Annotated in this window: 11 protein-coding genes; 7 read left to right on the forward strand and 4 right to left on the reverse strand. The window is 50.9% G+C overall.

Going from position 1 to position 13,565, the window contains the following annotated elements; genetic code table 11:
• The first annotated feature begins 7 nt into the window (after nt 1-7).
• The 5 genes from ACZ45B_RS13585 to ACZ45B_RS13605 all read left to right on the forward strand — a co-directional run bounded on the left by ACZ45B_RS13585 (nt 8) and on the right by ACZ45B_RS13605 (nt 5,889).
• On the forward strand, nt 8-280 hold the full coding sequence (locus tag ACZ45B_RS13585; protein ID WP_024545687.1) for a hypothetical protein: 273 nt from the start codon (nt 8-10) through the stop codon (nt 278-280).
• Between the two features lie 98 nt (nt 281-378).
• The gene (locus ACZ45B_RS13590; protein WP_024545686.1) at nt 379-1,047 is read left to right on the forward strand and encodes an energy-coupling factor ABC transporter ATP-binding protein; all 669 of its coding nucleotides are present in this window, start codon (nt 379-381) and stop codon (nt 1,045-1,047) included.
• 3 nt (nt 1,048-1,050) lie between these two features.
• On the forward strand, nt 1,051-1,479 hold the full coding sequence (dut, locus tag ACZ45B_RS13595) for a dUTP diphosphatase (RefSeq protein ID WP_024545685.1): 429 nt from the start codon (nt 1,051-1,053) through the stop codon (nt 1,477-1,479).
• Between the two features lie 61 nt (nt 1,480-1,540).
• A complete protein-coding gene (locus ACZ45B_RS13600; protein WP_464674885.1) occupies nt 1,541-2,398 on the forward strand; it encodes a hypothetical protein in 858 nt (285 codons plus the stop codon).
• A 272-nt stretch (nt 2,399-2,670) separates the two neighbouring features.
• Nucleotides 2,671-5,889: a PAS domain-containing protein gene (locus tag ACZ45B_RS13605; protein ID WP_024545683.1), complete on the forward strand. Its 3,219-nt coding sequence runs from the start codon at nt 2,671-2,673 to the stop codon at nt 5,887-5,889.
• A gap of 184 nt (nt 5,890-6,073) precedes the next feature.
• Here the strand turns inward: ACZ45B_RS13605 and groL are convergent, their stop codons facing one another.
• From groL to ACZ45B_RS13625, 4 genes are all read right to left on the reverse strand, one after another.
• Complete coding sequence (groL, locus tag ACZ45B_RS13610; protein WP_024545682.1) at nt 6,074-7,741, reverse strand: chaperonin GroEL; 1,668 nt, start codon at nt 7,739-7,741, stop codon at nt 6,074-6,076.
• 212 nt (nt 7,742-7,953) lie between these two features.
• Nucleotides 7,954-9,732, reverse strand: coding sequence for an Rqc2 family fibronectin-binding protein (locus ACZ45B_RS13615; RefSeq protein ID WP_024545681.1), 1,779 nt, complete (start codon nt 9,730-9,732; stop codon nt 7,954-7,956).
• 51 nt (nt 9,733-9,783) lie between these two features.
• Nucleotides 9,784-10,359 carry a hypothetical protein gene (locus tag ACZ45B_RS13620; protein WP_024545680.1) on the reverse strand — a complete coding sequence of 192 codons (576 nt, stop codon included), beginning with the start codon at nt 10,357-10,359 and terminating at the stop codon, nt 9,784-9,786.
• A gap of 21 nt (nt 10,360-10,380) precedes the next feature.
• Nucleotides 10,381-11,988, reverse strand: coding sequence for a YcjF family protein (locus tag ACZ45B_RS13625; RefSeq protein ID WP_024545679.1), 1,608 nt, complete (start codon nt 11,986-11,988; stop codon nt 10,381-10,383).
• Between the two features lie 459 nt (nt 11,989-12,447).
• On the opposite strand from ACZ45B_RS13625, the gene ACZ45B_RS13630 reads away from it, so the two are divergent.
• Both ACZ45B_RS13630 and ACZ45B_RS13635 read left to right on the forward strand, forming a co-directional pair.
• Nucleotides 12,448-13,050: a DUF3611 family protein gene (locus ACZ45B_RS13630; RefSeq protein ID WP_024545678.1), complete on the forward strand. Its 603-nt coding sequence runs from the start codon at nt 12,448-12,450 to the stop codon at nt 13,048-13,050.
• Between the two features lie 22 nt (nt 13,051-13,072).
• Complete coding sequence (locus ACZ45B_RS13635; protein WP_024545677.1) at nt 13,073-13,435, forward strand: DUF565 domain-containing protein; 363 nt, start codon at nt 13,073-13,075, stop codon at nt 13,433-13,435.
• Nucleotides 13,436-13,565: the final 130 nt, after the last annotated feature.

A 13,565-nucleotide genomic window follows, 5' to 3' on the forward strand; every position in this document is an offset into this window, starting at 1 on the left:
AAGCTGCATGTATAGTCTAGATTTGACCCTCAAATATAGCCCGATCCCCGTCTCAGTCCAACGCAAGGAAGCTGAAGCGGCCCAGGCCCTTTATTACTCTGTGTTGGAAGCGATGCGGAGCGACCACGCAACAATTCTCGAGCTCACCTGTGAGAAAGACGAAGATAAAAAAATTGCTCTCCTCAGTGATCAAATCAGTGCCGTTATTTTAAATAAAAAAAGTGGGGCAGCGGCAGCAGGCCGAGTGCCTGGTTTCTTTGCCACCCAAGGCGCGGAGTAACATTCATTTTGCTGAACTCGTGGGGGGCGATCGCTCCCCTTTATTTTGCTCCTGCGTCCATTTGTTGCAATTTATGGATCCCTATCCCCGCCAGAGCCATGCCTAGCCCTGCCATTTCCGTCGAAAACTTAAACTTCAGTTGGCAACCAGACAAAAAAATTCTCAGTCACTGTAACTTGGCCGTCCCCCAAGGGGAATTTTGGATGCTCCTCGGGACTAATGGCAGTGGTAAATCAACATTACTGAGAATTCTGGCCGGTCTATTAGAAGCGACCTCTGGCACGGTGGCCCTGGTACAACCGGTGGGCTTTGTTTTTCAAAATCCGGATCACCAGCTCGTGATGCCCACTGTCGGGGCGGACGTTGCCTTTGGTCTAGTTTCAGAACGATTACCAACCCAGGTGATTCAACAGCGGGTCACCGAGGCCCTGGGAGCCGTGGGTCTCGAAACATTTATCCGGCGGCCCATCTATGCCCTTAGTGGTGGCCAAAAGCAACGGGTGGCGATCGCCGGGGCGATCGCCCGCCATTGTGAAGTTTTACTGTTAGATGAGCCCACCGCCCTGCTGGATGGAGATACCCAATTAGATCTCGTCAGGCAAGTGCAACATCTCGTCAAAAGTCGCGGGATGACTGCCCTCTGGGTAACCCACCGCCTCGATGAACTAGATTTTTGTGATGGCGCTTTTTTGCTAGAAAATGGTCGGGTTGTGGATCAAGGTGATCCGCAATTGCTTAAACGTCGTTTGCAAACCACTGCTTGTTAATTTATGCACCTACGTTTTTTGAAACTACACCCCGGGGCGATTGTTCCCCAATACCACCATAGCGGGGATTCTGGCGTAGATCTCCATGCCCTCGAAGCGGTGGCGATCGCCCCCCACAAAACGGCCCTCATCAAAACAGGCCTCGCAGCAGAAATCCCCATTGGGACAGAACTGCAAGTCCGGCCCCGCAGCGGTTTAGCCCTCAAGCACAGCATCACCGTACTCAATAGCCCTGGCACCATCGACGCCAACTATCGGGGTGAAATTGGTGTCATTCTCATGAACCATGGTGAGCAGGTTTTTCGAGTCGAACCAGGGATGCGCATTGCCCAACTGGTGATGACTCCAGTCATTCACCCAAAAATTACGGTGGTGGACAAACTCCCAGAAAGCACACGAGGTACGGGAGGGTTCGGTTCTACGGGGCTCTAAATCCGGGTGTCCTTGGGCTAAATTGGAGAAAAGCTAACGGCGAAAAAAAGCAGCGGTGGTTATGGATTTTTCTTTTTTTTGGGGTCTTGGCCTAGGGGGAATTGGGTTATTTTTTGCGCTGCGGCCTTTCCAAAAGCAGGAAATTTTGAAACTAAAAAAAAGTTTTGCGGCCCAACAGGAAGCCTATGAAGCGCAGTTGCAACTCCAGGCCCAAACCTATGATGGGGAAATCACAACCCAAGCTCAGAATTTTCAGCAGGCGATCGCCAACCTCGAACAGCGTCTCCAGCGAGAAATGCAGGCCCAGGTAGACCTCGAAAAAAAATTGCACCAGGCCCAGGCCCTCAACCGGGCGAACCAGACGAAACTCCGGGAAAATAACCGTGACATCGACGAAATTCTTGAATCTTTGGCGGCGTCCCAGCGGGATGTTGTCAAAGCTAAAGAAGCAGAAATCAGTCAGCTCCAGGCCCAACTACAAGATTACGCTGTGGATCTAGAGCAACAAAAAATTTTGTTATTTAATCTCCAGCAACAGGCCCAAGCGCCAGAAACTGCCACCGACCCAAAAGGCGATCGCCTCAACCTCGAGCAAATTCAGGCCCTGGTCAATGCCCTGTTGCCCGAAATTACCCTGCTACGAGATTCCCTCCAGATCCTTGCAGAACAGCCCGAAAATCTGGCAACGTTGATCAAAGCCCTAAAGGATATTCTCGATGGTCAAACCCATGGGGCCAAAAAAGTCCGGGCTACCGATAATAAATGGACAGAATGTCGCGTTCCCCACATCAACTTAATGCGGCTTTATTATCAAAAATGCAAGAAAAAATCTGGCTACCAAGTTTTAATTTCACCCAAGAAAAATCAAAAAAGTCAAGACCAAGATTATGAATGGTTAAAAAGCCAGAGCCCCTGTTAAATGAAGTTACAATAAAGATAGTGCCCAAGATTTTAGCCCGCACCCAAAGTGTTTTCATTGCTTTAACAGAATTGATTTTAAACACGAACACCCCCCAGGTTTCAGAAAAAATCAGTTTGGGTAATTACCAATAAAGATTTGTTGGTTTTATCTTAGAAAAACAATATTTTTAGCTCAGCTCGATAAAATAATTTGTAGGGTTTTTTAAAATAAAAATCTAGCCTTCAACTTTTGTCATTCAATCCCGGGCTATTTTTGCTATGTCCATATCTATGGCCCCCTTATTCGACCTTGAGCTGGACGCTGCTTCAACTTATCCACCAGTGCTTGTGTCCCCTGACACATCGCTTCAGGCATTGGGGGCTTTGTTTTGGGAAAATACAGATCTGGTGGCGGTGTTGGTGAAGGCGGCTCCGCAACGCCTCGGCGTCGTTAGCCCTAGGGACATCATGGGGGCGATCGCCCGAGGGGAAGATCCTCAAACCTTGACCGCCGCCGCGATTATGCAGTTACCATGGGTCATCCGTGCCGATGCCGACCCTGCGCAAATCCAGGCGATCGCCCAACAGCTCCAGGGACAAAATTTTTCTTTTTTGGTCATTGTCGATGACCAAGGCTTACCCCTCAAAATACTCCCAGGCGATCGCCTCCAACAACTCCTCCGGGATCAAGATGTCACCGTTGGATCCCAAAATGACACCCTTGCCCACGAGCTGAAGATCCTTGAAGAAATCTTTGAAAATGCCTTGGCGGGCTACTGGGATTGGCACTTGATCAAAAACACCGAATATCTTAGCCCCAGTCTCAAAAAAATGCTGGGCTATGAAGACCATGAACTACCCAATTGTCCAGAATCTTGGCAGCGGCTGATCTTTCCAGAAGATTTAGAAGCCGTCAATCAAAATCTGGCCGCCCATATCGCCAGCCATGGTGAAATTCCGTTCTATAACGAAGTGCGCTATCACCATCGAGATGGTTCAACCGTTTGGGTGATCTGCTCCGGCAAAGTGATTGATTGGACAGAGGCAGGAGAGCCCGTGCGCATGGTGGGTTCTCACATTGACTTCACCGCCCGTAAGCAAATCGAAGAACAGCTCAAACAAAATGAATCTTTCCTCCAAGAAGCCCAGCGTCTCGCCCACATCGGTAGTTGGGAATTAGATATCATCACCGGGCAACTCTATTGGTCCCGAGAATTGATGCGAATGTTTGGTCTCGACCCCGGCCAATGCCCTCCCAGCTACGACGCACATTGGGCTTTAATTCATCCAGAAGATCGAGAACGACTCAAAACTTGTGTTGAGCAGGCGATCGCCACCGGAGAAAGCTATACCATCCAATACCGGGTTCAGTTGGCTGACGGGCAAATTTTTCACCATGAAGCGCGTGGCAGTAGCCAAAAAGACACCACAGGCAAAATTATCCGTTTTTTTGGCACAGCCCTCGACATTACCGAAAGAATCTTGGCAGAACAGGCCCTCCGGGAAAGTGAACTCCGGTGGCAGTTTGCCCTCGAAGGCTCTGGGGATGGGGTCTGGGACTGGAATGCCCAAACCGATAAAGTCTTTTTCTCGCGGCAATGGAAAGCGATGTTGGGCTACGCGGATCAGGAAATTGGGGACACCCTCTCGGAATGGGAAAGCCGCGTTCACCCCGATGATTTAGCGTTGGTTTTTCACGATATTCAGGCTCATTTTTCAAACCAAACAGATGTTTACCGTAATGAACATCGAATTCGCTGCAAAGATAATACTTACAAATGGGTCCTTGACCGGGGCAAGGTGATTCAACGCACTGAGACAGGGGAACCGTTGCGCGTGATCGGGACTCATAGTGATATTAGCGATCGCAAACGAACTGAACAAGATTTAATCCTGGCGAAAGAAGCCGCCGAAGCTGCGGCCACTGCCAAGAGCATGTTTCTCGCCACCATGAGCCATGAAATTCGCACCCCCATGAACGGCGTCATCGGTATGCTCAATTTATTGCGCTATACCGATCTCACCCCAGAGCAAGAAAACAATATTCTTGTGGCCCTTTCCAGTGCAGAATCTTTACTCTTTTTGCTCAACGATATTCTCGATTTTTCGAAGATTGATGCGGGCAAACTCCAGTTAGAAGTGGTGGAGTTTGATTTGTATCAATTTTTTGAGAATTTTGCGAAAACCATTGTCTTCACTGCGCAAGAAAAAAGTATTCAATTGATTTTTGATCTACACGAAATTCGCTGTAGTGCGGTACGAGGAGATCCTGGTCGCCTGCGCCAAATTTTATTGAATCTCGTCAGTAACGCGATCAAATTTACAGAACAAGGCGCAGTTGTGATTCGTATCCGTGTCCAACCCCAGGGCGATCTCCTCTGTTTAGAAGGGGCCGTGAGTGATACGGGCATTGGCATGGCTGCTGAACAGTTGGAGCGTCTCTTTCAACCATTCACCCAACTGGATATGGGGACGACCCGGCGCTACGGTGGTACAGGGCTCGGGCTGGCAATTACCCAGCGGCTCTGTGAACTTATGGGTGGTACTATTGGGGCGACGAGCACCCCAGGGAAAGGGAGCTGCTTTACGTTTAGTGTTACCCTCCAGCCGGCCCTCGACGCAGCCGCGGCGATCGCCACGGAGCAACTCCATGATCTTGAAGTGCTGTTGGTGATAGAACATCCCCAACAACGGAGTGTTCTTCAGGCACAGCTAGAAACTTGGGATGTCGTTGTCCGACCTGCAACGAGTCTCCAGGAGGCAGTGCTCCTCTGGGAAACCCAGCCCCCCACCCGGGACAACCTATTTTTGATCCTAGACTATGGCGTTGGCACTATCGAAATGGGTACTCAGATTGAACAACTCCAAGCCAATGCTCCCCGACCCATTGCGCAAATTTTGCTGTTAACCTACCACCTCTATGAAGATCTACAGGGCCTCGGGCTACCGAAAACAATCCCTGTGCGTTATCTCACGAAGCCGGTGTTACCGCATCAGCTCTGGGCCGCTTGCCGCCCAACAACCCCGGTCAGGGCGACGACTCCCAAGTCCCCCTCTGTTATCGTTGGTGAGCCTTTGCGAGATCAGCCTAAACCACGACTCCTGCTGGTGGAGGACAACAAAGTCAATCAAATCATTGCCCGGGGCCTCTGCCAAAAATTGGGATTCGAGGTTGATACCGCCGTAGATGGCCTGGAAGCACTCTATATTCTCCAAAAAGTAAGCCAAACTCAGCCCTATGATTTGATTTTGATGGATTGCCTCATGCCAAAAATGAATGGTTACCAAGCGACCCAATTTATTCGCCAAGGGGAAGGGGGCGATCGCCATCGCCAGATCCCGATTATTGCCCTAACTGCTAACGCGATGAAAGGCGATCGGGATAAATGTCTTGCAGCGGGCATGGATGACTATCTAAGTAAGCCCCTCAACCCCCAGACTCTCAAAGAAGTATTAGATTATTGGTTAGAGCAATCCTCTGGGACCCAGGTGGGCGATCGCCCCCATTAAAGTTCGATGGCAGCATCCTTCTAAAATCAAGCTTGCAGGCGGAGAGCTTGCCTAAATTACGCCGTGTTAGCTTGAGCCAGAAGAATACTCATAGACCGCAAAAAAGGCATCCCAGAGGATGCCCCATTAACTTATTTAGATGATTTAATCGCTGGATTTTTTACGGAAAGATCCAGCGATTAAATTACATCATCCCCATACCGGGCATTCCCATGCCGCCCATGCCACCCATACCAGGCATGCCGCCACCCATGTCAGGGGCAGCCGCTTCCGGTTCGGGCTTCTCGACAACGAGGGCTTCAGTGGTGATCACCATACCCGCGATAGAAGCGGCATTTTGCAGCACGGAACGAACGACCTTGGCCGGGTCAATAATCCCAGCGGCGATCATGTCAACATATTCGTTAGTGGCAGCATTGTAGCCAATGTTGGCTTCGCTATTACGGACCCGTTCAACGACGACAGAGCCTTCAACCCCAGCATTATTGGCCAACTGGCGGAGGGGCGCTTCGAGGGCGCGGGCCACAATGTCGACCCCTAATTTTTCCTCGGCGTCACTGAGGCTGTCTTTCACGGCAGTCAGTTTCCCGGCCAGGTGGATCAAGGTTGTGCCACCACCAGGAACAATGCCTTCTTCCACAGCCGCTTTGGTGGCGTTGAGGGCATCTTCGATGCGGAGCTTGCGATCTTTGAGTTCGGTTTCAGTGGCCGCGCCGACTTTGATCACGGCGACACCACCCGCCAGTTTAGCGATGCGCTCCTGGAGTTTCTCCATGTCGTATTCGGAGTCGGTTTCAGCCAGTTGCTTCCGAATTTGACCAACCCGGGCATCGATGTCAGCTTTGCTGCCGCCACCGGAAACGATGGTGGTTTCTTCTTTGCTGATCGTGATTTTTTCAGCGGTGCCGAGCATATCCAGCTCGATCGCCTCAAGGCTCAGACCCACTTCTTCGGAGATCACGCGGCCACCGGTGAGCACAGCGATATCCTGGAGCATTTGCTTACGGCGATCGCCAAAACTGGGCGCTTTGATCGCAGCGGCATTGAGAACGCCCCGGGCTTTGTTCACCACGAGGGTAGCGAGGGCTTCCCCTTCCAGATCTTCAGCGATGATCAACAGGGGACGACCGGAACGGGCTACCTGTTCGAGGGCAGGAACGAGGTCGGCGATCGCCGAAATTTTCTTGTCGGTGAGCAGAATGTAGGGATTTTCAAACTCAACGATTTGGCGCTCTTGGTCGGTGACGAAATAGGGGGAGATGTAACCGCGATCGAGTTGCATCCCTTCTACTACGTCCAGTTCGGTGGCGAGGGATTTAGATTCTTCAACGGTGATCACGCCATCTTTGGTGACCTTGGCCATGGCATCGGAGATCATTTGGCCCACTTCTTCGTCGTTCCCGGCAGAAACAGCAGCAACCTGGGCGATCGCATCCCCTTCAACGGGCTTGGCGATCGCGGCTACTTCTTTCACGAGAAATTTCACTGCGGCATCAATCCCCCGGCGGAGAGACATGGGGTTAGCGCCAGCAGTCACATTCTTCAGACCTTCACGAATCAGAGCTTGGGCCATGACGGTGGCGGTGGTGGTGCCATCCCCAGCGCTGTCATTTGTTCTGGAAGCGACTTCTCGGATCAAGCGAGCACCAGTATTTTGCAGCGGGTCACTGAGTTCAATTTCCTTGGCGACGGTGATCCCATCGTTCACGATCTGGGGTGCACCGTACTGCTTTTCGAGTAATACGTTGCGACCCTTAGGCCCTAACGTAATTTTGACCGCATCGGCGAGGGCATTAATGCCAGCTTCGAGGGAGCGGCGGGAGTCATCCTTAAAAGAGACAATCTTAGCCATAGGAATTCTTGCTATAAAATTTTACGTCACTAGCAAATTTAGCACTCCTAGGGGGCGACTGCTAATGTTTTATAGCGACTGTGGTCAAAATAGCCGAAAGTCTTGCCTGGAAAAGATTTGAGATGCATTTAGGGTTTAAGAAGCATTTTTTCTCCTAAAAATCAAGTGAGGGATTACATACCTTTTCCCCCCATGAACCGAAACCAGTGCCCCTACTTTTGGGAACGATCCAAATTTTCTTTGGTGGCGGTGGCTGTTTTAAGCTGGGCGATCGCCTGTTTTGCCCGTTGGGGTTGCCCCCAGAGAATCGTTTCCTGCTTATAAATACACATGCCTGGTTTTGTGCCCTTGGGCTTATAGACATTTTTGGGTTTGGTATAAACGATCGGCACCTGTTCGCTTTGGCTCGCCCGGCTGTAGTAGGCCGCAAAATCCGCCGCCCATTGCAATTCTGCCGCATCGGGGACTGTGCCGGGCTCGAGGCGCAATAAAACATGACTACCAGGAATTTCCTGGCTGTGGAACCAAAGGTCATAATCATTCGCAACCCGGAAGGTTAGGTGATCATTTTGCTGATTATTGCGCCCGATCCAGAGTTCCGCCCCCCCTGGCGTGCTGTAAATGTGAGGCTTAGAAACTTCTTTTTTCGCGCTGGGTTCCCGGTTGGTTTTGAGGTAGCCCCCTTGAATCAGTTCCCCTTGAATTTCCTGCAAGGCTTCTAGGTCGATCGCCTCCTGGTAGCTGGCAATTTGCCCAAGGCTTGCCTCAATCTGTTCGAGGTAATGGATCTCCCCTTCTACTTCTGCAAGCAGGGGTTGCACAATCTGACTCGCTCGCTTGAGCTTTTGGTGTTGTTTATAGAAAGCTTGGGCATTTTGCACTGCGTTTTTATCGGGCTGGAGGGGGATTTTGACCAGAGCTCCCGAAACAAAATCTGTCAGGGCAATTTCCCTTAACCCCGGTTGCCATTCGTGGAGATAGGTCATCATCAGGTCCCCCCACTGGCGATATTGCTCTGCTTCAGTGGATTCTGTCAGACGATTTTTAAAGAGTTTGGCTTTTTGCCCCAGTTTATCGAGTAGGCCAGTTACTTTTTGCTGGAGTTGATGGTGGAGTTGTTGGAAGTTTTGCTGGTTGAGACGGCTTTGGTAGTAGGTATTGAGGCTTTGCTGCAAAGGTAAGCAGGGCGGCTCATTCGTTCCCCAAGGAATCACTTGATATTGATCCCCCTGGGCTGTAAAGCAAAATTGCCGCTGTTCTAAACAGGTGAGCCACCGTTGCCATTGTTGGAAAAGGCTTTGCCAATTGTTCGGGGTGAGGCTGTCGGTGTTTTGCTCCGGGTTGAGCTGGGCGGCTTGGATCATCCCTGCCAATAGCATCGGACTGACGCCCCGGTAATTTTCGAGGATTTGTTTTTTGAGCGGTTTTGGCAACAGGGCGATCCGTTCCTGCCAGCGCTCAGGGGATTCTGTCAGGTTGGGGGCTGTTTTCGTCAGCGCGGGGGGAAATTCGTAGGGCTGCCCCGTTTGGACTGGGCGGACAGCAGAGCGATCGCCACTGATTTGCTGGGCGGTGGTGACAATCTGCTGGTCAGCGTTGGCGAGGATCACATTGCTGTGCTTCCCCATAATTTCAACGTATAAATGCCATTGGGGTGGTTCTCCGGGGCGATCGCCAAACTGAAAATCCACCACCCGTTCCCAGGGTTGAATCAGGGCAATGCCCAATAGGGCTGACCCTTTGATTAAGTGGCGCAGTTGGTCGCTAAAGGTGAAGGTATCGGGGTCTCTGGGGGGGCGATCGCCTAGATGGAGCCGGGCCGCCTGGGGGTGCCACGACAGCCAGAGCCATTCCCGTTTTTCCAGGGTGCGCAGGGCCAAACAGAGGGTTTGTTTGTCATATTGATAAACTTGCTCCAGCCGGGCTGGCACCCAGTCCCGCTGCAACTCTGTGACCACTGCCACCAGGGTTGTGTAGTCCACTGCCTGAATTTTCATCGCTGATTCGTTCTCCCCAATGCCATTAAGGCGCAGTCTTGGATCTTATGGGCTTTCGCTAAAACTATCTAGGTAAGCGCCGATATATTTTTTCATCCGCTCGATAAAGTAGCTTGAAAATAACTCGCCGTAATCCTGTTCTACGAGGGCGATCGCCCCATTCAATCTCTGCTGACCACAGGCGATAAATTGGGCGGTAGAAATAGCATGGAACGCCAGTTCTGCCCCGGGAACATTATTTTTAAACGCATCAATGTACAGCCCCCGCACCCGCCGCACATAGTCCTTTTCCCAATCGCTAAAGGCGATCGTGCCAATGCTCGGAAAGGTCAATTCCACATTTTTCATAAACCCCATCACCATGTTCATGCACTGGCGGGTTTGCTCAATGGACAGCGCTTGGTCTGCCCCCCGTCGATAGGCCCATTGGGTGATCCCGTTGGTCACCTCGAGGGCACGCAATTTTGCCAATTTTTCCAGGGTTGCCGGGGGAAACTGATCGAGGCCTTGCAATTGCTGGGTAATTTCTCCTTGAAAGCCCCTAAAGTCGGCCGCAAAAAATTCCTTGAGTTCGTGGATCTCTGCTAATTTTTGCCAATCGATCTGTCGCTGGATTGTCATAAAAGTCTGCCTCAACAAAACCTACCAATCGTCCTGCCGTCGCCGCTGGGGCGTAGTCCATTCCAGCTCGGCTAATTCTGGATCTTCTTCTAGGTCGATCTGCCAAACTTCCTTGAAAGGATTCACGACTTTGAGGATTGCATCGCCGACAAAATCTTTGACAAATTCGTCCTTTTTACTGAGCTTAAATTGCTCCTGCACCACCTCGGTGATCCCGCCGTCGCCCCAATCCTGGTCATGGCGAAAGTATTCAATAAAGCTCTTGCCGGCAATGCGTGTGAGGTAAGCGGCTGTCACCCCCTGGATCGCTTTACCAACGAGATAAGTGGCCACATTGGTCTGGAGAATTTTCGCGAGAATTTCTACTGCTCCTTTTACCACCCCCAAACTGACGAGGGTCTTCCCCAGGGAAACGGCTAATTCTTTGCCGCGATCGCCATCGATTTCGCAGCCATAGACCCGGCCAATTTCCATCACCATCTGGGCATTGACCGCCGCCGTCGCCAGCATATCCACCACGGGCAAAGGGGTTACGGCGATCACCCCGGCCCCAATCCACTGGTAGCGCTCGATCACCTGTTCTGCTTGTTTTCGCCGTTGATATTCGATAATTTTGCGGGCTTCTTCCCCTAGGCGCTGGGATTGCAAGAGTAAATTATCCGCCAGCAGATCATCCCCTTCTGCCCGCAGGACGACGGCCAAGCGTTTTACGAGGGGCATCACGTCGGTTTCTGGGGTAAAAATTTCGCCATCTTCCAGTTCAAAGGGTTGAGGATTGGCGCAGACAAACACCACATCCTGAGGGTTAATCAGGTGGCTTACTTTGGCCTTGAGACGATCGCCAATCAGCGCTTGATCTTCGGCGGTGTACAAATCAATTTTGTTAAAGACGAGGAGCGATCGCTTGCCGATTTCCGCCAGATCACAGAGGGGATCATATTCCGATTGACGCAGGTCGTTATCCACCACAAAAATCAGCAAATCTGCATTGGTGGCCAATTCCCGCGCCAGGCGATCGCGTTGGATCCCCCCTTCCCCCGCTTCCAGAATCCCTGGCGTATCGGTGATTAAAATTTGGCGATCGACCCCTTTTAGCTTGAGGCGATAGGCTTGACCCGTCTGGGTCGTGCCCATAGTCGCCTCCACATTGCCCACCATCTGACCGATCAGCGCATTCACCAGGGATGTTTTTCCCGCTGACCCTGTACCAAACACCGCCACCTGCAATTCTTGTCGCTCAAAGCTCGCTTGGATCTCCTGGGAACGACTCAACAGCACTTTCTGGGCGACTTTATCCTGGATTTGGTTCACCTGCTGCTGAATCGTGCGCAGGTTAGCAGCAGCCACCTCTGTTTTTTCAGCAGGTAACTTGGGCTGATAGGTGCTAACTTTCCGGCCAGAACGGGGCGTTTTACGCCGATTGACATTGAATACATTGAAATAGCGCCAAAATGTCCAGAGAATCAATCCCATCAGCACAATCAACACCAAAATCAGCACATTGGCCAGGAAAGGCGCCGTAAAAGACACCTGGAGATAAAGGCGATAGAGAGAATTCACCAACCACAACATCAGCCCGAGAATGATACTCAGGCCAATAAAAAATAAGGTGAGGCGAATCGGGTGCATGAACGCTCAGATCTGAAAAAGCTTGATGCTCATCATAGCCTGTTGCTCTCGGTGGATTTATTCTGCTTCTGGATCAATGCCCAGTTCCCGGAACTTGGCCTGGAGTTGCACTGTTTTATCTTCTGTCCCTAAAGCATAACTGTTGCTCTTGCTGGCGTTTTAGTTCTGCTTCTTGGCGTTTTTAATTAAGCTCTTGGACGGGGAAATAGGGCTGGATGATCGGGAGTGAAAAAAATTTAACGCCTGAATTAGTGTGTCCGAACCGAATGCCGAGGCGGGGACTGGACCAGCACTCAATTTCCTCAACCCAGAGAAAGTGTAGAAACTATTGCAAAAACCTTTTTCCCAATCATCGCTAATTTAAAACTAGGCGGGCGATCGCCCTTCCTCTAGGACTGGGGAACAGAGCGACTACAATAGACAAAGACCTAAGATCTTTCAGCCTCGTCAAAATAGACCATGAAACGCGATTCCTACGGCGCCTTGGCCGGAGCATCCATTCCCGCCGCAATCCTCAGAGCCTCGGCCACCCTCAAATTAGCGGGCAATATTGGCTTTTGGGTACAGATTATCCTCGGCGTTGTAGCGGCCCTCATTCTTCTGTTCGCCAGTGCCAGTTTAGTCGGCGGTGATGGGCCCAATGCTTCCCAAGATCCCCGCTTTGTCCAAGGCAGTAGTTTTGGTCTATTTTGTGCCGCCGCTGGAATTGTCGGCTTGATCGTCAGCATCTTTTTCTTCTTCCGCTACAAAACCATTGCCCGGCTTATGCTGGCCGGGGATAACTCCCTGCGTCCGAAAAAGTCCTACACCATTCAAACTATTAAATTTGGCCTCCTGGCAAACCTGTTGGGGATGATGTTTGCAATCATCGGTGCCGAGGCATTTGTGGGCCTAGTCCTCGGAAAATCCCTAACCATTCCCCAGGGGGCGGTTTTTTCCAACACGTCCCAGCTGATCCAACCCAAAGATTTGTTTATTATTCTGGCCAATACCCACACGATCGCCTCCCACTTTACGGGGATCGTCATTGCCCTTTGGCTCCTTGATCGCCTCAACAAATGATTGATTTCTCCAAATCTTCTATATGCAGCGCACCCGTATCAATACCCTTTTTGAAGAAGCTTTTGTAAGGTTTAGTCGCTTTTTTCAAAACCCCTGGCGACGAACAGCCCTAATTCTGATTCTTTTTCTTTTCGGCAATGCCCTTGGTACGGTGATCCCCACCACTGCCGGACAAGCCGCCATTTGGGACCCAGTTGTTGGGGTTGTTTTACTGGTGATCACTGAGTTAGTGAGTCGCATCCATTACAGGCAGCCCCAGAGATTGGTGGTCAACCCCAATGACCCGGCTCAAAATAGTAATAATGTATTTTTTTTCCTGCTCAATATCCTCAAAATTGGCTTTGTCTATGGCATGTTTGTCGAGGCCTTTAAGATTGGTTCGTAGCGAATGTTACTAGACTTGATCAAGGGAGAAAAAACCGTATCAAAATCCATTGTTTGGGCGTTAAACCAAAAATTTGCGCTGTGCTAGAATCAACTCTACATAGGGACTAGCAGCAGGTAAAAAACAGGCC

It is taken from the genome of Picosynechococcus sp. NKBG15041c (assembly GCF_055380235.1).